The organism is Phycisphaerae bacterium (assembly GCA_019636475.1).
In the GTDB taxonomy this organism is placed as follows: domain Bacteria; phylum Planctomycetota; class Phycisphaerae; order UBA1845; family UTPLA1; genus JADJRI01.
In genome coordinates this window covers 1-18,975 of sequence record JAHBXN010000001.1, presented here as the reverse complement: position 1 = coordinate 18,975, position 18,975 = coordinate 1, and the positions used below count along the sequence as shown (strand labels likewise).

Annotated in this window: 17 protein-coding genes and 1 tRNA gene; 11 read left to right on the top strand and 7 right to left on the bottom strand. The window is 59.2% G+C overall.

Annotated elements, in window-relative coordinates; genetic code table 11:
- Positions 1-72: 72 nt before the first annotated feature.
- The 3 genes from rplQ (at position 73) to KF841_00080 (ending at position 4,434) form a co-directional block, all read left to right on the top strand.
- A complete protein-coding gene (rplQ, locus tag KF841_00090; GenBank protein MBX3393741.1) occupies positions 73-762 on the top strand; it encodes a 50S ribosomal protein L17 in 690 nt (229 codons plus the stop codon).
- A 158-nt stretch (positions 763-920) separates the two neighbouring features.
- A complete protein-coding gene (locus tag KF841_00085) occupies positions 921-1,346 on the top strand; it encodes an HIT family protein (protein MBX3393740.1) in 426 nt (141 codons plus the stop codon).
- 79 nt (positions 1,347-1,425) lie between these two features.
- Positions 1,426-4,434, top strand: a complete 3,009-nt coding sequence (locus KF841_00080) for a hypothetical protein (GenBank protein MBX3393739.1) — start codon at positions 1,426-1,428, stop codon at positions 4,432-4,434.
- A gap of 10 nt (positions 4,435-4,444) precedes the next feature.
- On the opposite strand, the gene KF841_00075 is transcribed toward KF841_00080, so the two are convergent.
- Entirely contained in the window at positions 4,445-4,738 is a 294-nt protein-coding gene (locus tag KF841_00075; protein MBX3393738.1) for a (2Fe-2S)-binding protein, read from the bottom strand.
- A 170-nt stretch (positions 4,739-4,908) separates the two neighbouring features.
- Here KF841_00075 and KF841_00070 point away from each other — a divergent pair, with 170 nt between their 5' ends.
- From KF841_00070 to groL, 5 genes are all read left to right on the top strand, one after another.
- A complete protein-coding gene (locus KF841_00070; GenBank protein ID MBX3393737.1) occupies positions 4,909-6,297 on the top strand; it encodes a M20/M25/M40 family metallo-hydrolase in 1,389 nt (462 codons plus the stop codon).
- 797 nt (positions 6,298-7,094) lie between these two features.
- The gene (locus KF841_00065) at positions 7,095-7,517 is read left to right on the top strand and encodes a hypothetical protein (protein ID MBX3393736.1); all 423 of its coding nucleotides are present in this window, start codon (positions 7,095-7,097) and stop codon (positions 7,515-7,517) included.
- Between the two features lie 120 nt (positions 7,518-7,637).
- On the top strand, positions 7,638-7,940 hold the full coding sequence (gene groES, locus KF841_00060; GenBank protein ID MBX3393735.1) for a co-chaperone GroES: 303 nt from the start codon (positions 7,638-7,640) through the stop codon (positions 7,938-7,940).
- Between the two features lie 74 nt (positions 7,941-8,014).
- Positions 8,015-8,326: a hypothetical protein gene (locus tag KF841_00055; GenBank protein ID MBX3393734.1), complete on the top strand. Its 312-nt coding sequence runs from the start codon at positions 8,015-8,017 to the stop codon at positions 8,324-8,326.
- An 84-nt stretch (positions 8,327-8,410) separates the two neighbouring features.
- On the top strand, positions 8,411-10,042 hold the full coding sequence (groL, locus tag KF841_00050) for a chaperonin GroEL (protein ID MBX3393733.1): 1,632 nt from the start codon (positions 8,411-8,413) through the stop codon (positions 10,040-10,042).
- A 234-nt stretch (positions 10,043-10,276) separates the two neighbouring features.
- On the opposite strand, the gene KF841_00045 is transcribed toward groL, so the two are convergent.
- The 3 genes from KF841_00045 to KF841_00035 all read right to left on the bottom strand — a co-directional run bounded on the left by KF841_00045 (position 10,277) and on the right by KF841_00035 (position 11,320).
- Entirely contained in the window at positions 10,277-10,504 is a 228-nt protein-coding gene (locus tag KF841_00045; GenBank protein ID MBX3393732.1) for a hypothetical protein, read from the bottom strand.
- Between the two features lie 18 nt (positions 10,505-10,522).
- The gene (locus KF841_00040; GenBank protein MBX3393731.1) at positions 10,523-10,939 is read right to left on the bottom strand and encodes a hypothetical protein; all 417 of its coding nucleotides are present in this window, start codon (positions 10,937-10,939) and stop codon (positions 10,523-10,525) included.
- A gap of 147 nt (positions 10,940-11,086) precedes the next feature.
- Entirely contained in the window at positions 11,087-11,320 is a 234-nt protein-coding gene (locus KF841_00035; protein ID MBX3393730.1) for a zinc ribbon domain-containing protein, read from the bottom strand.
- A 197-nt stretch (positions 11,321-11,517) separates the two neighbouring features.
- On the opposite strand from KF841_00035, the gene KF841_00030 reads away from it, so the two are divergent.
- A tRNA-Glu gene (locus KF841_00030) sits at positions 11,518-11,593 on the top strand.
- A 146-nt stretch (positions 11,594-11,739) separates the two neighbouring features.
- On the opposite strand, the gene KF841_00025 is transcribed toward KF841_00030, so the two are convergent.
- A complete protein-coding gene (locus KF841_00025) occupies positions 11,740-13,089 on the bottom strand; it encodes a hypothetical protein (GenBank protein MBX3393729.1) in 1,350 nt (449 codons plus the stop codon).
- A 147-nt stretch (positions 13,090-13,236) separates the two neighbouring features.
- On the opposite strand from KF841_00025, the gene KF841_00020 reads away from it, so the two are divergent.
- Positions 13,237-14,094, top strand: a complete 858-nt coding sequence (locus KF841_00020; protein MBX3393728.1) for a DUF554 domain-containing protein — start codon at positions 13,237-13,239, stop codon at positions 14,092-14,094.
- A gap of 41 nt (positions 14,095-14,135) precedes the next feature.
- Here the strand turns inward: KF841_00020 and dnaA are convergent, their stop codons facing one another.
- Positions 14,136-15,620, bottom strand: a complete 1,485-nt coding sequence (gene dnaA, locus KF841_00015) for a chromosomal replication initiator protein DnaA (GenBank protein MBX3393727.1) — start codon at positions 15,618-15,620, stop codon at positions 14,136-14,138.
- A gap of 376 nt (positions 15,621-15,996) precedes the next feature.
- A complete protein-coding gene (locus KF841_00010; GenBank protein ID MBX3393726.1) occupies positions 15,997-16,950 on the bottom strand; it encodes a GNAT family N-acetyltransferase in 954 nt (317 codons plus the stop codon).
- A 423-nt stretch (positions 16,951-17,373) separates the two neighbouring features.
- On the opposite strand from KF841_00010, the gene KF841_00005 reads away from it, so the two are divergent.
- Positions 17,374-18,792, top strand: coding sequence for a DUF1573 domain-containing protein (locus KF841_00005; protein ID MBX3393725.1), 1,419 nt, complete (start codon positions 17,374-17,376; stop codon positions 18,790-18,792).
- Positions 18,793-18,975: the final 183 nt, after the last annotated feature.

Genomic DNA, 18,975 nt, shown 5'->3' with positions numbered 1-18,975 from the left:
TGATGCCCGGCATTCGTCCCGGGTTGACAGCGGCCATGCGGCAATAAGAAGACGAAGGCAGGACATAGCATTATGAGACACAAATCATCAAAGAGGCATCTGTCGCGGACGCCGGCCCACTTGCTCGCCATGCGCCGAAACATGGCGCAGAGCCTGTTTCAGTATGGACAAATTGAGACGACGCTGGTCAAGGCAAAGGCCATGCGCAGCTTCGTCGAAAAGTTGATCACGCTTGCTCGAAAGGGTGATCTGGCCGCCCGCCAGCGCGTCCTGGCGATTTTGACTGATCGCGCCGTCCTCAATCGAGAACAGGAGGAGCAGTACGCCGGCATGTCATCCGCCGATCGAACCCGCGTCATGAAGTCGCGGTCAGGGCGAAGGCATCGCGCCGGAAAGGTCCCCGCTTCCTACAACAAGAGCAAGTTCTCGTTCGTCGCAGATTCAATCGTCAACAAGCTCATGACCGAGATCGCTCCGCGATATCGAGATCGAGCCGGCGGCTACACCCGAATCGTTCGCCTCGCCAAGCGGCGAATCGGCGATGCCGGCGATCTGGCCATCCTGCAACTGGTCGGATCCAAGGAAGGCAATGTGGAAGAAGCGAGCACGCCGAAGAAAACCGTCGGTATTCGCCGCAAGAAGGTCCAGGATCGCATTCGCATCCTCGAAGGAAAGAAGCCCCAGCGACAACGCAGACGCGGCGGCTCCAAGGCGGCCGGCGCGGCCGCTCCCGCCACTGACGCGAACGAAGCCGCGTCATAGTCCCCCAGCTCTGTCCTTGCTGCATTATCTCTAGGTGGAATCGACAAAGCCCGATAGCGAAAGCCTTCGGGCTTTCTTTATTGTTGCCGCCCGTGGCATTATCATCCCAACGCTCGGCGTTGATTTCGATGTGGGTTCGCGCGGAAAGGGTCCGCCCGATGAACGATCCGAACTGTATCTTCTGCAGGATTGCCACAGCTCAGATTCCGGCTGCCCGTGTCTTCGAGAATGAGCGGGCCGTCGCGATTCTCGACATTTCGCCCCTCGCGGAAGGGCACCTCCTGCTGATTCCAAAGCAGCATGTCCCTGATATTCGCGGCATCTCGCCGGCGGACCTCGGCGAGTTGACGGGGGTCCTGCCGCGATTGGTGACTGCCGTCATGAATGCCACCGGCGCAACCGGTGCCAATGTCCTCCAGAATACCGGCGCATCAAGTGGCCAGGCCGTGTTCCACCTTCATTTTCATATCATCCCCCGCGTCGAATCGGATGCCCTCGGATATCGTTGGAATGCGGGAACCTATGCCGCAGGTCGTGCCGAAGCGATCAAAGAAGCGGTCATTCAGAACCTCAGCGCTCCGTGATTTCAACAATCAGTACGCACCGGTTTCGAAAAAACTCGACACCCGGCGGGCGGTCGCCTGCCCGCGAGATGGATTTGCCATGAGAAATGATCACCGAGGAAACACGCTCGTAATTGCCCCTGTCAGATTGGAACCGGTTCGCCGGGGGTTGCCGCATACAAGTTATTCGCAACAGCGTCACATCATCAGAACGGCCGTCTCGCTGGCCCTCTTGCTGTGCGGCATGCCCGCGTCACGCTTGTCGGCCGATGACCGTCCTGTGCGGGCGGCCACCGAGAATGTCGACACCCACCTGCGATACCGATTCGAACTGGGAAATCGAGGTTATTGCGATCTGGTCAAGCTCACCGATGGATCGACGGCGTGCGGCAAAGTGGTCGAATGGGCCGACCGGATTCTGGTGTTTGATTCCTCGGGTCTCCAGCGCGAGATTCCGCTCGATCAGGTGGATCGGTTCGATCTGCGTCGCCACGAGCGGCACACACGACGGTTCGAGCTTCCCGATCTGACCGTCGCATTTGTCGAGCGATTGCCCCGAGACCCATCCTGGCATGGGCATGTCGCGATGCGCGGCGGACTGCCGATACTCGACATCAACCCGGACGGCCAGGCGTGGAACCGGAAATCGGGCGAAACCGTGTCGTTTCGGATTCACATACTCAATGCAGGCCACGAGGACTCTCGTCGCGTTCCCTGTCGTGTGTCAATCGACGGTCAGCAGCTCACGCCCGATGTCGCGCTACCGCCGCTGGTTCCCGGCGGCACGCATGAGTTCGAAGTGCCGTGGGTATGGCAGGATGGTCAGCATGAGCTTCGAGTGGAGATCGACCCGGCCGCCACGGAGCCGGACGCGCTACGGTGGAACAACACTTTCACTCAGCCGACCCGCGCGCTCTCGGTGGCCTTTGTCGTGGCACGAGAACGGTATGAGTCTTTCCGGCTTTCGCCGAATCCGGTCGATTCATTCTGCTTCGAGGACTATGCGCAGTATCTTGTTCAAAATCTGAACGCGCTGTTCGCGGCTTCCGTGTTCCCATCGGCTCCGAACGGCGTGGTCGAACGGGTGTTCTGCGATCGAATCGTGGTCGTGGACGATCCGCTGGATTCGGCGACGCAGTCGTCATGGCTTCCGGGGCTCCAGCAAAAGATCAAGTCGGGTGATCGCGAAATCGCGCTGGCCGAATACGCCGCCTTGGTCAGATTCGGAAAATTGCCAAAGGGTGTCGATGCGAAAAGTGAAAACGCGAAAGTGAACTGGAAATCGCTTCAGGACATCGGCGCGCAACTCGGGCTCGCGGACCTGCGCACGACCGATACGACGATCGAGCAGTGCTATGTACTTGACATCAACGAACGATTCGCGATGCTCGAACATTTCTCGCCATCGCGCGCCTCGCTGATGTATACTCCCGGCGGATTCCCCCTCTCCGAGGAACAGGCCGGTTTTCTCAACAGTTGCATCGGTCGGCCTCGCGGCTTTCGCGGCGACTACCGGTACCAGTTGCCGGCGTCCATCGCGCTGCGGTTGCGCGCGACCGATGGCCGTCCGCTCCAGGACGTGCAGGTCGACGTGTTTCAGCTTGCCGCGGACGGGCCCGACGCCGGGAGGATCATCGGCATCGGACGAACCGATCCCATCGTGTCCACAGTCTCTGATGCCGAAGGAATTGCGGAGCTGATCAACGTCGACGCCCCGCCTCACCGGACGCCCGGCGGCTTCGAACTGAAGGGCAATCCGTTCGGGCATATTGCCGTCGAGGGAACCAACGGCCTCATTCTTCTGCGGTTGCGGCATGGACAGCGTAATGAGGAATTTCGCTTTGTGACGCTGGCCGAATGCAATGTCGCCTATCTGCGCGGACGGAAGGATCGTTATGTCATCGACATCGCGACGAGGTTTGCCGCGAAGGATGCCTCGCTGCCGGCCCCTCCGTTCGCGGCCGTCGAAATGTGGGATCGCCGGCAATCGCCGCCACCGCTGGTGCTGACCTGGATTCTTCCCAAGGAAATTGACCCCGCCAATGTCGAGGAGTTTCGCGTTTACAAACGCACCGGGTTTGCAGGTCAGGAAGCAAAGCCTTGGACCCTGGTGTCAGTGCACAACCCGCCGGAGCCGCGAAACTTTCCTCACGGAATCGAGTCCTACTTCGACGAATTCAGCTACGGCGGACCCTATTCACTCGACACGTTCTTCGCCGTGTCCACTGTCGACAAAATGGGACGCGAGAGCGGATTGTCGGAGCCGGGCTACGTTCCGTATGACAAGGAGGGCGTTCGCTTCGCGGTCGATCGCGCTTACGCTTACATGACCGCGCGCGGCAACGGAAAATCGCAGATGTTCTACTGGGACGGCCGCGCCGGCACCCAACCCCATCAGATGAAGACCGATGTGGCTCCGGGGTACCATCCGGCCTATGAGGGAATCGCTTTCGCCCCGGATGGTCGCATGATTGTGACCGATCCGGTCAACCACGTCCTCGCCGTGTACGATCCGGCCACGGAAGAACTGGTCGAGGTAATGCCGCGCCGCGACCAATGGCCGGGACAGCCCGGCGACGAGCCGGGCGATTTCCGCGATCCCGCCGACATCGCGATTGACGACCGCGGCACCATCTACGTGGCCGACCGCGGGAATCATCGCGTTCAGATGCTCGGCTCGCGCGGCCAGCCCATCGGAATGCTCGATCCGGATTTCCGGTTTCGCCGACCGGAGGCCGTTGCGTATTCGACCAATCATGTATGCGTGACCGATCAGGGCGGCGCGCGGTGTCGTGTGTATAACGTCGCCGGCAAAGAGCCGAGGTTCGTCGGGGAATTGCCGCCACTGGTCGGCGCGGATCGGGCGATCGTGAACGCGAACGGACGCATCTTCGTGACAGGGCGTTTGCACACCGGAAGTGAATGGACGGTGCTGTCATTCGATCCCGATGGCAACGGCGGATATGTGTTCAGCGGCGAGGGCACACAGGGCGAGATGGGCGCGTACGAACGCCCCAGGTCAATGTATCAGCACCGCGGGGATCCCTCCTACGTCTACATGATGAATGAGTTTCCATTCGACGTTCGCCGGCTTCACATCCTCCAGTAGCCGGGCGGCGTCATTCGTTGAACTGATTCTTCTGATCAGACTTGAGGTAGCTGCGCCGCGCGGCCTCATACTCCGAGGCTGTCTTCGGCAGACCCTCCATGTCTTCGTCCTCGCGGAGTTCTGCGCCGTCGGCCGTTCGGCTGTGAATCATTTTAAGGATCGGAATGCACCAGCCGCAGCCCGTCCCGGCGTTCAGGCAGTCTGACATCTGCGATGGTCGCGCGGGCTGTTCGCGACGTGCGAAATTCACAAGCTTTCGCAGCGATACGTGGAAGCAATAGCAGATGTCGTCGTCCGGTTTCATGGTTGTGCGACGCAATCGCCAGATGGATTCTAACGAATACTCATGCCGTCCGCGCGGATCTAATCACCGGAATCCGGGCTGCGCTCTCCCGCGCGGACCGATCGGCAGGTATGATGTGCGGGTTCAAATACGTGTCGTTTCAGCCCATGTCATCGCCCGGGAGAATGCCCATGTCCGCTGTTCAATCCATAAGTAAGTGCATCGAGTATCTCAACGCGAACAAGGCTCGTTTTCAGGCCGAACTATTCGACTATCTCCGAATTCCCAGCATCTCCGCTCAAAAGGAACATGCGGCCGACTCGCAACGCGCCGCGGAATGGACGCGCGATCGCTGCCAGGCGGCAGGCCTCCAGGCGCAGGTGGTCCGGACCCCCGGCAACCCGGCCGTGATCGCGGAAGGGCCGCAAGTCCCCGGACGCCCGACGATCATGATTTACGGGCATTACGATGTTCAGCCTGAAGGAGACCTCAAGCTGTGGCACACCGGCCCCTTTGAGCCGGTCATTCGCGACGGCATGATCATTGGTCGCGGTTCCGCGGACGACAAAGGGCAGTTGCTGTGCGCGATTCTCGCGGTCGAATCGTGGATGAAGACATTGGGCTCATTGCCGATCAACGTCAAGTTCTGCATCGAAGGCGAGGAAGAGGTCGGCTCCAAAAACCTCCGGGCGTTGATCGAAGCACATCGGGAGCGCCTCGCCTGTGATTACATCGTCATCCACGACACCGCCCAATTCGGCTTGGGAATGCCGGCGGTCACGATCGCGACGCGCGGCCTTGTCTACAAGGAAGTGATCATTCGCGGACCGGGCAAGGACTTGCACAGCGGCACCTACGGCGGCGCGATCGCGAATCCTGCGAACGAACTGGCCAGGCTCATCGCGTCGTTCCACGACGCCGACGCCCGAGTCACGCTGCCGGGCTTCTATGAGCGCGTCAGAGAGATGTCCCCGGACGAAGTGCGGGAGATGAACGGCCTTCCCTTCGATGAGGCGGCATTCCTCGCCGATGTCGGCAGTCCCGCCACGTGTGGCGAGAAGGGCTACTCCAATCTCCAGCGCCGATCGGCGCGCCCGACACTCGATGTGAACGGCATCTACGGCGGCTACATGAAAGAGGGTTCAAGCACGATCATTCCTTCATTTGCTGGTGCTAAAGTGTCAATGCGCCTGGTGGCGGATCAGGATGCCGATGAAATCAGTCGCATTTTCGACGAGGCGGTTCGAAAGCGCGTGCCCGGTACGGTGCGGGTGGAGATTTTGGACCACGCGGCTTGCGGGGCATATCTCGCCGATCCGCAATCCGAGGGGATGCGAATCGCCCGCAAGGCGGTTGAGTTGGGATTCGGTAAGACGCCGATTCTCATGCGAGAGGGCGGCAGCCTGCCAATTCTTCCGATGTTCAAGTCGCTGCTCGGCGCCGACAGTCTGATGCTCGGTTACTGCCAACCCAATTGCAACGCCCACTCCCCGAACGAGTTTTTGCACGTCGCGGATTTCGAGGCCGGAGCGCGGAGCAGTGCCGCGTTGATTGGGTTGATGTCGGAAATGAAGAAATAAGGTCGTCGAATCGCGATACAGCTGCCAAAATGGGTCCGAAAACCGCGAAAATCAGAACCGCCCCGCTGCGCGACGGATTTGATGCTTGAATTCAGCTGTCCGTGCCCGATAGGATCGACACCGACGTAAAAAAAGCAGGGTGGGCCAGCCTCGCACTCTGGCCCACCCCTCACACACAACCGACCCATTTCTGGGATCGGCACGATTAAACCGAGAGCCTGTTTTCCGCTTCATGCTCTCGGGGGTAGTAGTCGTTGGAACTCCAGGTTTGTTTTCAGGCGCTTTTCTCGCAACTTCATTTCTTTCGCCAATCCCGTAAGAAGCAACCCCCGTGCCAGCCGAGATCGTCCGCGCCGGTCAAAGTTTTCCGATTCTTAAGCTTCTTAATTTCAAGAGGTAGCGTATTGCCAGATTGTCGGCGATCGAATTACGTCGCTCTTGAGAACGATTTGTGGCTCCGAATTGGGCAAAATGGGGGTAACGGCGGTCTTCCCATCCGGGCAGCTTTACCCAACCCAGTTGATCGAGATTTTGGTGCGTTTCATCGTGCCAGAATGACAGATTATTGATCGTTTTTTGAGCCCATCCTGCCAATTTTGTCGTCGATCGATCTAAATTCAACGCGCCGTCTATTATCGTTGAATCTATCTAAGTCAAATCTAAACAATCACTTACGACGATTCGTGCAATGCTTTCTCATCACGCCGCGTTCTGGCACCCCGCTTGCCTCATGGGTGTGGCCGAGGTCGGTCATCGCGAGATTCCGGTTTCTCGCCAGAAAGATCGACGAATGACGCATGATGGCGAGTCGATTGAATTTACTCATCGCTCACGCGGACGGCTCGAACTGGCCGAACGGCCTGGAGCGGGCGTTGGCGCCGTTGCCTGTGCGCCTCCTTCATTCGACTGACTGCGATCATGCGATGGGTATGGCTGCCGACCCGGCCGTGCATGTTGCGATCATCGACGATGCGCTTCCGCGTGAGGGCGGTCTTAGCGTATTGCGTCGGTTGCGCAGTTCGGGCTTGACGTTGCCTGTACTTCTGGTTGCATCGGAGCTGGATCGGCGGCTCATGGAGGATGCGATTCAGTTGAACGCATTCAGCGTTGTCGCGGTCGATGACCGACGGGATCTTGTGACGCCGGTGGTCTTCCGTCTTGTGCGACAGGTGTACCGAGTCGACTGGCTTTATCCCGGCGATTCAGCAATGGCGAACTAAGGTGTTGAGACTCCGTCCGTTGGCGGACGGCATTGTCGGAAACTTGCGGCCGCAACGTCAAATGCGTTGTTCAGGCCCGAATCAGAAAGAGAATCGGTTAACAACCAAGGAGCAATGAGAATGGCAGTTACAAAGGTCAGTGTTCGCCCGTTGGGTGACAAGGTTCTGATCAAGCGAATTGAAGCGGATGCGGTGACCTCCGGGGGCATCGTCCTCCCGGATTCGGCCAAAGAGAAGCCGAAGCGTGGTCGCGTGCAGGCGGTTGGCGACGGGCGTCTGCTGAATACGGGTGAGCGCAGTGCGCTGCAGGTCAAGAAGGGCGATGAAGTGCTCTTCACGAGCTATGCGGGCACAGAAGTAAAGATCAACGGCGAAGAGTTTCTCATCATGGGTGAGGAAGACATCCTCGCCGTGCTGAACTGAAGTGGGCCGGAACGAATCCGGCGCCGCGTCGTCCGCGCCGCGTCGAATCGTTCGCAGAGGAAAGAAGGGAACTGATGCGACCTACGTTGTTCGCCGCCGCGCTGGAGGAGGCCATCAAGTTCGGCCCCCAGGCGCGTCTGGTTCTGACGTTTCCGGGCAATGAGGACGCCATGCACCTTCACCCACTGGCATATTCGCGGCTCGACGGCGGATTTCGCGTTGAGATTCGCGTTTCCGACTACGTGGACAGCGAAATGGTTGACGACGTTATTTTTCTCGACGCCGAAGCTGTGGAGACCGTGGAACTGCAGGTGAAGCCGAAGGGCAAGGTATGGACGGACGAGCCCTTCGAGAGCGCCGAGGAAGAGGACGACCTGGACCGCTGAGGGCGTGAGCCGGATGCGGCAATTGGAATTGAGATCACGCGAAAATAGATCGCACGGATTACGAATCATCGGAGTGACAAGCATATGGCAGCAAAGAAGATCGCATTCGACATGGAGGCCCGCGAGGCCATCCGAAACGGCGTCAACCAACTGGCGCGAGCCGTGAAGGTGACGATGGGCCCCTGCGGCCGAAACGTCGTTCTTGAGAAATCGTTCGGTTCGCCGACGGTGACCAAGGACGGTGTCACGGTCGCGAAGGAGATCGAGTTTGAGGAGACCTATGAGAACATGGGCGCCCAGATGGTGAAGGAAGTCGCGACGAAGACGTCGAACGACGCAGGCGACGGGACGACCACGGCGACCGTGTACGTTGAATCCATTTTCAACGAGGGTCTCAAGAACGTGGCCGCCGGGGCGAATCCGATGGACCTGAAGCGTGGCATCGAAGCCGGTGTTGAGGCGATTGTCTCTGAATACAAGCGCATGGCCAAGCCGGTCAAGGACTCGAAGCAGATCGCCCAGGTCGGCACATGCGCGGCCAACCATGAAAGCGACATCGGCGAGAAGATCGCCGAGGCCATGGAGAAGGTCGGGAAGGACGGCGTGATTACGGTCGAAGAGGGTCAGGCCCTTGACACCATCGTTGATCTCGTCGAAGGAATGCAGTTCGACAAGGGCTACCTCTCGCCGCACTTCATCAATGATCCGGCGGAGATGGAGGTCCGCCTCGAGAAGCCGTATGTCCTGATTCACGAGAAGAAGATTTCGTCGATCAAGGACATGATTCCGATTCTGGAGAAGGTTGCGAAGTCCGGCCGCCCGCTGCTCATCATCGCCGAAGACGTAGAAGGTGAGGCGTTGGCGACTCTGGTCGTGAACAAACTTCGCGGCACGCTTCAGTGCTGTGCAGTGAAGGCCCCCGGCTTCGGCGATCGGCGCAAGGCGATGCTCGAAGACATCGCGATCATGACCGGCGGCCGCGCGATCTTCGAGGAAACCGGCATCACGCTGGAAGGCATCGATTTGAAGGACCTCGGTCAGGCGAAGCGCGTCGTGGTGGACAAGGATAACTCCACGATTATTGAGGGCGCAGGGAGCACCAGCGACATCAAGGCTCGCATTGAGCAGATCAAGAACGAAGCGTCCAAGACCACGAGCGACTACGATCGCGAAAAGCTCGAAGAGCGACTCGCGAAGCTGTCGGGCGGCGTGGCGATGATCAAGGTCGGCGCTGCCACCGAAGTCGAGATGAAGGAGAAGAAGGCCCGCGTCGAGGATGCGCTTCATGCGTGTCGAGCGGCCGTCGAGGAGGGCATTCTGCCGGGTGGCGGCGTGGCTCCGCTCCGAGCCCTGGCCATGGTGCTCGACAAGGAAGAGAAGAAGCTGTCTGGCGATCAGAAGACCGGCGTCGATATTGTTCGCAGGGCGCTCTGGGCTCCGATCAAGTGCATCGCGGAGAATGCCGGCGTCGATGGCAGCATCGTCGCACAGAAGGTGTTTGAGTCGAAAGACACGAATTTCGGATACAACGCACTGACCGGGGAGTATGGTGACATGCTGAAGATGGGCGTCATCGTGCCTGCGAAAGTCGAGCGCGTCGCGCTGCAGAATGCCTCATCTGTCGCGGCGCTGCTCCTGACGACTGATGCGGCCGTCGCTGAGATCAAGGAGAAGAAGGAGCCTAAGGGCGGCGGTCACCCCGGCATGGGAATGTAATTCCCGCCAGTCACGCGCCGCGCGTCTGACTCGCGCAGGCAGCGTTTTACATAAATCGAGGCCGTGCATCTGAACCGGGTGCGCGGCCTCGACTATTTTGGGGTCAGCCAGCAGTATCCAGATCGTTGGACATCAGCGGGCAGCACCCGGAACGGTGGTGTGCGAATTCTCGTATCAATCGAATGAGGGATTGCCTGGAATTCGACTTCGCAGAAGATGCAGATCAGTCCGGATCTACGCAAGGATACGGTATGTCATCAGCAGGATGGCGCCGACCAGAAGCATGCCCGCGAGGATCATGATGCAAAGCGTCAGACTTGCCAGCGGGATGGACGACACGTTCCGGCAGCGGATTGTCTTATAGACGATGCTGATGCTCAGTGTCAGGGGAATGAGCATGAGCAGACGGCCGACGCCGGTGATGAGCTTGGGCTTGACGAACAGGTCGTGCAGGAAATCCATCGCAAGTCTGCCTTGTTGCTAACTTCGTTTTAGCGGCGTCTGCGCCGCGAGGGAGGCCTTTGCGCGATCGGCTCTGGAGAGGGTATCCAGAATCACGAGCAGATTGAGCAAACCGGCCACCCCTGAATACACGACTCCGATGTCGCCGGCCGGCCATGGGGCTTTGAACGAGTTGGCGGTAGCGGAACCGGCGTTTGCCTCGATTCGCTTGCTGGCGTAGAGCGCCCCGATAGCCTGTGGTCCCGCACAGATTTGCGCGGCGATCCATAGACCATTGTCGCGCGGGGTAATTGCAGACCGGACGCCACCGACCGCAATGCCGCACCAGAAGGTGCTCGTGATTGTTACAAAGAAGATGACGGCCCGCTTCCGTTCGCCGATCCACCAGTGTCCGAGACCGGGCACAAGCCAAGCGAAGGCTGCGCCGAGGGCCATGGAGGGTACGCTCTGAGCGGATCGATTGCTTGACATGCTGATCTGGCGACTGCCGGTCCTCGCGACGGCGACCTGCCGTGGGAAACGAGATTAGCCGCAGTCGAACAAGCTCGCAACGGCTCCGCGGCCATGCGCTGCCGAACGGCATCACATTGCACAAGGCCCATTCGGATCGCCACAGCGTCCACAGCCTCCAGGACGGCTGACCGGGGCGGGACTCTGCCGGGAGGGCCCGCCGCGAGCAGCGAAGACGCTGACCTGTCTGGCGACCTTTCTGCTGCGGCAATGTGGACACGTGACCGAATCCTGATCGGACCGGTTTCGTACGAGTTCTTCGAAGACTCGATCGCATCCTGAACAATGAAACTCATGGATCGGCATTGCACGGCTCCCGTAAATTGTCTTTCAAGTATAGTCAGCACTCGGAGCGGTCACAACGCGGCGTACTGCCTATCGGGCGGCTTTCCGAGTCAAAAATGTGCGGAACGGGATCTTGTCAAAATCGCGTCGGCCGCTTTAATTAGGCGTCCCCCTTAAGTCTCGCCGTCGGCGTCTTCGGACGTCTTCGGTCTGACGAGGCCCCCATCGTCTAGTGGCCTAGGATATCAGGTTCTCATCCTGGAGACCGGGGTTCGAGTCCCCGTGGGGGTGCCATGTTGACGACCCCGGTGATGCAAGTCGCCGGGGTTTTTTTGTGCGCAGCATGATGTATTTGAGCGTCAACCAGGCGCGGCCGCCGCCGATGCAGGGGAGGTGCGCCAAGCCGGGTTGAACGAAAGCACCAATCGGATCGGAATGCATCAGTTGCCGAAGTTGAGGTGAATATTGGGGGTGATGTCGCCCGCGCTCTGCACACTGAGCGGGAAAGCGCCGTTGCCGTTATGGCATCGGAGGCAGACGAAATCGACCGTGACGGCCGCGCGACCCTGATTGTCGAGTTCAACGGCGCTGCCGTCGGCCGTGAAGAATGCCGCGAAGTCGTTCTTGTTTTTGGCGATTCTGAAAATGTGGGTGCGGGTATCGCCCATTCGCGCGGCGTTTCCGACGACTGATGCGGTGGCGGCGGAATAGGCGCGGGTCGCGAAGGGCATGTGGCAACTAACGCAGGTGAGCGGCTCGACATAGTCGCCCCGGGTGAATACCCGGCCTGCATGGAGTGCCATGTTCATGTCGGTATGGCATGCCGTGCAGTGGTTGCGGATCGCCTTGGCAGGGTCCACCGTCAGCGAGACATGGGGATCGTGGCAGATTCCGCACTTGAAACCGGCGTGCCCTCCGCTGGCGAGGAGTTCGGTCGATTGCTGGTTTGGCAGGATGAATCCCTGGTCCGCGCCAATGGTCGTCGCGGCGGGGTCGAAGTTGTTCGCATGGCATTCGTTACAACTCTTCAAGCCATTGGGATCGACGAACAACTGTCGCCGTCGCGGGTTCGGCAGGTGATTGGAACCGGGGCCGTGGCATGCTTCGCAGCCGACGCCCATTTCGACCCATGTGCCGTCGATTCCGGCGCGACCGTCCTGCGATTCGGGGTTGGAGGCGTCGCGCCGGATCGGCCCGGTGGTCTGCTTTCGAAATCGGTCGAACTCGTAGTCGAGTGGATCTGCCGACGCTGACTGAAACGGGGCAAACGCGGCCGTTGTTCCATTTGCGGGGAGATTGTTGTTCCATTGGACATCCACGCCGGCGGATCCGTTTGTGAGGATTCGACCGTCGCTATTCAAGAATAGCGCGCCCTTGGAATAGCCGCCGATTACGTATGAGATATCCAGCCAATCGAAGCCGGTCGGCGGGTTCGGAACGCCGGCGTTCTGTGCGGCCGCCGGATAGGACGGGGCTGTACCGTCCGGCCGCTTGAGGGCGTGTGCGTGCGCGTGCTGGTTGTGAAGGGCGGCGATGTCGGCGTGGCATGCGCTACAAGCCGCGCTGGTCACGTAAGAGGCTCCCGCGTTGGTCTTGTCGGTCTGGTTTCGGTAGACCGGCAGCGCGTTTGGATTGGGGGTGTAGATCGGATCCGGGCATTGGCCGCCGGAGACCGCGAGCATCATCGCGATGGAACCGAGAGCGACGAACGCACGCGTTCGCAAGCCGAGCAGCCGGCCTGAATGGACTGTGGATTCGACGTTGCCAGTCTGTCGGTTGAGCATGGTCATGGGATTCTATCCCGGATTTCCGATTCGTGAACAGACGAAGGCCGCATCGAACTTATGGTGAACCGCGTTAAATTACGCAACTGCCGGTCGGTTTTGGGCTCGGCCGCACCAGCGAACGGTGCGGACCCACTCGGAAGCGAGGACGATGTGAACTGGTGGAGTATTTTGAACGGCACAATCGTGAATGCCGCAACGGTGGCGGTCGGCAGCGCCATCGGGCTGGCGTTTTCGTCGCGCATTCCCGATCGATATCAGCGGATCATCCTAACGTGTCTCGGATTGATGACCGTTATTCTGGCGGTCGACGCCGGCGTAATCGAGATGGGAAAAACGGTTCAGCGATGGGGGGTTGATGCAGAGGGCATTCGGCTGCCGACCTATGGCGCCCGAGTGGCGATGGTGGTCGTCGGATCATTGATTGTCGGAGCCGTCATCGGGACGGCACTTCGGCTGCATGAGAGACTCGAGTATCTCGGCCGGGTGATACACGAACGATTTGGTCGATCGAACCGCCTCGAGGCGAAGGCGGATGGTCCTGAACCCGCAGGATCGAGTGAGAAACTGCCTGCATCGGCGCGTTTTGCCGAAGGATTTCTGACGGCGAGCGTCATTTTTTGTGTCGGGCCGCTGACGCTGCTGGGTTGCCTGAACAATGGGGCGAGCGGTGATCCGAGTCTGCTGTACATCAAGTCGTTTCTTGACGGATTCTGCTCGATGGCGCTTGCAGCTTCACTGGGGGCCGGCGTCGCGTGCAGTATCGCCACTGTCCTTGTTTTTCAGGGCGGTTTGGCGATGACGTCGGCGTGGCTCGGCGGGAGCATCAACGAGCTTTCATTGTCGCTGATGAATGTTGTCGGGGGCATGCTGCTTCTGGCGACGGCCATGATGATACTGGAAATCAAAAAGATCCCCGTCGCGAATCTGCTGCCGGGGATCTTTCTGCCGGTTGTGATTGTGGCCGTGATGGAGCGATTCATGCCGGGGACTCTGATCCTAGTTCAATGACCCTGGCATGTCCGATCTCGTTCGTGCGGCGGCTCGCTGGATCAGGTCGCGGATTTTTGAAACAGGTGCTGCTCGTGGATTTCGACGAGTTCCCTCAGCTTGCGACTCTGGACACCGGCGGCGCTCTGCCATGTCACTTCTGCATCGGCTTCAAGGCCGACACCGATTCTGCGGCAGGCGAGCAGCACGGTGGTGTGGTTCTTGTTGCCCATGTAGCGGGCGATTTCGGGGAAACTGTAGCTGGTGTGCTTGCGGGCCAGATGCATCGCGAGGTTTCGCGCGAGGGCGACGGTTCGGGATTTTCGGGATGTGTGCAGGTCCGCCGGCGTCAGGCCGAAGTAGGTGGCGACGTGCTGTTCGATATCGCCAATGGTGAGGAGCTTTGAGGTCTGGGTGAGGTGATCCTCGAGCGCCTGCCGTGCGAGGTCGAGAGTGACCTCCGAGCGCGTGAGTGAGGCGTAGGCGAGCAACTTCACGAGGCAGCCTTCGAGTTCGCGAACGTTGGCAATGATCTTGTCAGCGATATACAGGATGACGTCGTTCGGCACCTGATGCTGCGAGATTGCCGTTCGGCGGCGAAGAATCTGTGCGCGGGTGTCGCGGTCGGGGCGATCGATTTTTACGACCATTCCCGCAACGAGGCGATTGGTCAACGAGGCGGAAAGATCGCTCATCATTTTCGGATGGGCGTCTGACGCCATGACGACCCGCTTGGAATTGCCGTTGATCGCGTTGAAGGTGTGGAGAAATTCCTCCTGCGTGGCCTTCTTGTTCGCGATGAACTGCATGTCGTCAAGCAAGAGGACATCCACATCGCGGAAGCGATGACGGAATGCGTCGAGCTTGCGATCTCGCAAGGCGAGAATGAATTGATTGGTGAAGTCCTCGCCGGAGACATACAGCCATCGCACGTCCGGCCTCGTATCGGAGAGCGCGTTGGCGATGCCCTGGAGTAGATGCGTCTTGCCCAGGCCGCAACCACTGTAGATGAAGAGCGGAGTCGAATCCGCGAAGGGATTTTCCACGAGCCCAAGGGCCATCGAATGGGCGAGCCGATTGTTGCTGCCGACGACAAAATCGTCGAGACGGCCTCGCAACTGCCTGGGCTGGGCGACGATCGGGCCATGGCCTTGTCCGTTTCCGTTGCCATTGCCGTTTCCATTGCTGCTGCCGTTGCCGCTACCGCCGAAGCTTTCACGAGCCATTCTTTCCGCCGCCTGACCAATGAATGCGGCCTGGGAATTGAGCTGGTTTTTTCGCAGCTTCCGGAACAATACGGGATCGATCACGTATGCAACGCGCACCGGCGCCTGCAGGACCTTAGCGGCGGCGGATTGTATAGCGTCAGCGAAGTGATCTTCGATAAAACTGCCGATGAAGATGTTGGGGACTCCAACTTTCAGAATGCCGTCGGCGAATGCAAACTGTGTGCAGGGCTTGAACCAGACCTTATAGTTTTGAGGTCCAACGATTTCCGCAACCCGAATGTGAATTTGCTCTTCGATTCCGTGAATTTGTGAGTGCACAGCGCGCTCCTCCAGCGCAACGCGAATGAATCGCGGTTGTGAAAATTTAGAGTAAGCAAGACAAAGACACCCCGGCCTAGGGTAGGCGTCCTTCGGCCCTTTGTATCCGTCGCGACCCCAATCGGATGCAAAGTCTCAGGCTACCGAAGTCCGCTCTTGTGACCGGGAAGCGGAGTGTATAAATGTGGCATTTCGCAGTCAATCAGTAATTTCTTAACGAATCGCTTACACACGATTTCGGAATTGACGGGAGCGAAGGTTGCGGCTGATCAGTTTTTTTTGATCCACCGGATTTCCACAAGTTTCGCGCCGAGGACATCGGAACCCCCCGTCGCGTCATCTTCGCACCTATCCCTCGAACATGTCGAAAGTAAAATCAACTTATGGTTTTGTCGTCATTCCAACGAATCAATGCGACGCGCCGAGCTGTCTCACCAAAGCCGAATTTCTCGTAGAGGCGGCGCCCGGGTAGGTTGGCGGAATCGACTGCAAGCGTAACCGTCTGATATTTCTGACGATACGCAGTTTCGAGTACTGTTCCGATCACGAAACTGCCGACAGCGCGGCGACGCCAGGTCGGCGAGACGCCCATATAAACGACTTCCAATATTGGCCTAAGCGGATTCTTTGCCAGCAAGACACATGCGGCGCGTTTGCCATCACACTTGAGGATGCGCCAGTTGGTGGGATCGAAAACGCCGGCGGCTTTGTGACCGGCCAGGATGTCACCGATATCGCGCCGGCCACACAGTGTCGGGCAGTCGGCACTGTCCGCATAGGAATCGAGAACGGTTTGTCGGAACACGTTGTCAGATTCGGGTGAGTAGCTCAGCCATTGCAGGTCTTCTCGACGAATCCCGATCGGCGGATGAGGCGGTGGCACGGGCTTGACCAGCGGCCGCTCCAGGTAGTTCAGCAGCGCGATCTTCTGAAAGCCCAGATTTCTCAGGGCTGCCTGCGTCGCGACATCGTGCTCTTCGACGAGCGACTGGAGGAGTCGATTGTCATCAGCGAAGACGGCCTGCTTCGCGCGGCGCACGAGGGCTGCGATGGTGGATTCGCCAATCGCCATGACATCGGATCGTGGAAGGAGAATCATGGCGGTGCGCCCGGGAGAGTAGATGCAGGCCGCAGCCGCCTTCTCCTGTCTTTTTTCCCTGGCGACGAAGAGATGGTGGACGTCGATATTGAGCGCTCGGGCATATTCGAGGAAGGCGGTGACGTGGTTCTCAACCTCAGCGGCCGATTGACCCGGCCGGGCGAGGCAGAATCGCAGGACGCGCCGGATGGCATTTCGATCGACAGTCACGATTTCGGGTTTGTTCGTCATGCTGATGTTGCGACGCCGCGCATCCGCCGGTCGGTCCGAGTAAGCGAATCGTACCGGCAGTTTAGCATTAATGCAGGATTCAGGTGGTCGGGCGAATGACGCCAATTTTCTCGGAATGTGGCCAGCAACCGGGGCCGCGGAGATTGCCGTAAATCGGCGAGGAGCGTTGCCAGAGAGGCTCGTTCGGGACGAATGGAACTACCGCGAAATTGTGCATTTATATGGTCTGAAACCGCTGAAATTCCTACTTTTTCAGCCGTTTCGACGCGGAATGGTTTACAGAGCCGTTACAGCGCTTCGCCATCGTCATCCTGTATAGTTACACGAGTTCGGACCGGTGAGGCGATACTTGCCAGTCAATCGGAATTGATTGAGATCACACGAGAAAGTACCACAAGAGAGTCCTGCGACGGAGGAAATTGAATGTTCCGAGAGTTGAAGCATCATGGAATGAACTTGCTGTTGTCCGCTGTGATTGCAGGCGCGGGGTCGTCGGTGATCACCGCACGGGTTCTTGCGGACGATGCGAAGCCCGCGGAAAAGGCTACCCAGAATCAGCCCACTGACGAGGCGAAGAAGGCTGAGGAGGCCAAGCGTGCCGAGGCTCAGCCCGCAAAGGTTGACCCACATGCGGGCCACGACCACGGCCCGAACGTTGTGGGGCCTCCGGCGGCTGGCGCTCAGAACCTGCCAGTGAAGCCGGGGGCGGACATCCCGTCACCGACGGTCGTGCTGAAGCCGGGCGAGGTTCCGGCAATCAAGTTTGATACGCCGATCTATGATTTCGGTCGCGTCAAGTCAGGCTCGGATATCAAGCACGATTTCTACTTTACGAATACCGGCACGGGGCCGCTGGAAATTCTTCGCGTGAAGCCGTCCTGCGGTTGCACGGTTGCTGGTCAGTATGACCGCATTGTTCAGCCGAACGAAACCGGCAAGATTCCACTGACGATGAGTTCGAAGGGCGCGAGTGGCCCGCTGAGCAAGAACGTCACGGTCAACACGAACATCGCCGGAGCGGATTCGACCATCTCCCTCCAGATCAAGGGTGAAGTCTGGCAGCCCATTCAGGTTACGCCGCAGGCTGCGTCTTTCGGACGGATCACGGCCCAGGACTCCGGCGACAAGCTGGTTCGCAAGCTGACGATCGCGAGCAACGTGGAAGCTCCGGTGACGCTGGGTGAGCCGATCAGCAGTCATCCGAAGGTAAAGGCGTCGGTTTCGACCCTTGAGCCCGGCAAGCGCTTCGAGGTGGTTGTGACGCTGGAGCCGCCGTTCGAGTCCGGCAATATCAACGGCCGAGTCACCATTCCAACCGGTGTTGCGGACATGCCGAACGTCGAAATTTCGGCGTATGCATTCGTGACCGCTGCCATCGATGTGTCGCCAACGACGTTAATTCTGCCGCCTTCGCGGACCGCCGATGTGACACGGCAGTTCTACATCCGCAGCAACATCAACAAGCCGTTCAATATTTCGGATCTGGCAACATCCAATCCGGATATCAAGCTGGAATTGACGGACGTGAAGGATTCAATCACCTATCGACTGAAGGTTGACGTGCCGACGGGTTATGCGCCGCCGGCGGGTGGTGACCGAATCACCATGAAGACCGATAGTCCGGACGTGCCGACGATCACGATTCCAGTGAATTCGCAGGCGGTTTCGCCGGCGAATCCGCTGACCAACATCGGTCAGAAGCGGATTACCCCGCCAGGCAGCGCTTCGGTCTCTGCGACGGCAGACGCGGCTGCGGCCCCGAAGCGTGCTGAGGCACCGGCACCGGCGGAGTCAAAGGAGCAGACAAAGGAAGAGAAGAAGGATCCAGCCACGAAGGGCTGATGATCGCCGCCTTCGGCGGACAGTTCAGAAGTTGAACGACCGCGCGGGCCTGTGCCTGCGCGGTCGTTTTGTTTGCCAGGCATGTGATGCGTGTTGGAGGTGTAAGTCCTCTGCGGGCCGTGATGACCGGAACCGGCAGGGCAGGCCAGGGTGTCCATCGTGAGGTGGAATCTGAAGGGAGCT

Bases quoted from the DNA above. Each gene is read 5' to 3' on its own strand.
- rplQ (MBX3393741.1), top strand. From the start codon at position 73: ATGAGACACAAATCATCAAAGAGGCATCTGTCGCGGACGCCGGCCCAC.
- KF841_00045 (MBX3393732.1), bottom strand. From the start codon at position 10,504: ATGGATTTCCTGCACGACCTGTTCGTCAAGCCCAAGCTCATCACCGGC.
- KF841_00070 (MBX3393737.1), top strand. From the start codon at position 4,909: ATGTCCGCTGTTCAATCCATAAGTAAGTGCATCGAGTATCTCAACGCG.
- groES (MBX3393735.1), top strand. From the start codon at position 7,638: ATGGCAGTTACAAAGGTCAGTGTTCGCCCGTTGGGTGACAAGGTTCTG.
- KF841_00040 (MBX3393731.1), bottom strand. From the start codon at position 10,939: ATGGCCCTCGGCGCAGCCTTCGCTTGGCTTGTGCCCGGTCTCGGACAC.
- groL (MBX3393733.1), top strand. From the start codon at position 8,411: ATGGCAGCAAAGAAGATCGCATTCGACATGGAGGCCCGCGAGGCCATC.
- KF841_00035 (MBX3393730.1), bottom strand. From the start codon at position 11,320: ATGCCGATCCATGAGTTTCATTGTTCAGGATGCGATCGAGTCTTCGAA.
- KF841_00010 (MBX3393726.1), bottom strand. From the start codon at position 16,950: ATGACGAACAAACCCGAAATCGTGACTGTCGATCGAAATGCCATCCGG.
- KF841_00005 (MBX3393725.1), top strand. From the start codon at position 17,374: ATGTTCCGAGAGTTGAAGCATCATGGAATGAACTTGCTGTTGTCCGCT.
- KF841_00055 (MBX3393734.1), top strand. From the start codon at position 8,015: ATGCGACCTACGTTGTTCGCCGCCGCGCTGGAGGAGGCCATCAAGTTC.
- KF841_00085 (MBX3393740.1), top strand. From the start codon at position 921: ATGAACGATCCGAACTGTATCTTCTGCAGGATTGCCACAGCTCAGATT.
- KF841_00025 (MBX3393729.1), bottom strand. From the start codon at position 13,089: ATGACCATGCTCAACCGACAGACTGGCAACGTCGAATCCACAGTCCAT.
- KF841_00080 (MBX3393739.1), top strand. From the start codon at position 1,426: ATGAGAAATGATCACCGAGGAAACACGCTCGTAATTGCCCCTGTCAGA.
- KF841_00075 (MBX3393738.1), bottom strand. From the start codon at position 4,738: ATGAAACCGGACGACGACATCTGCTATTGCTTCCACGTATCGCTGCGA.
- KF841_00065 (MBX3393736.1), top strand. From the start codon at position 7,095: ATGATGGCGAGTCGATTGAATTTACTCATCGCTCACGCGGACGGCTCG.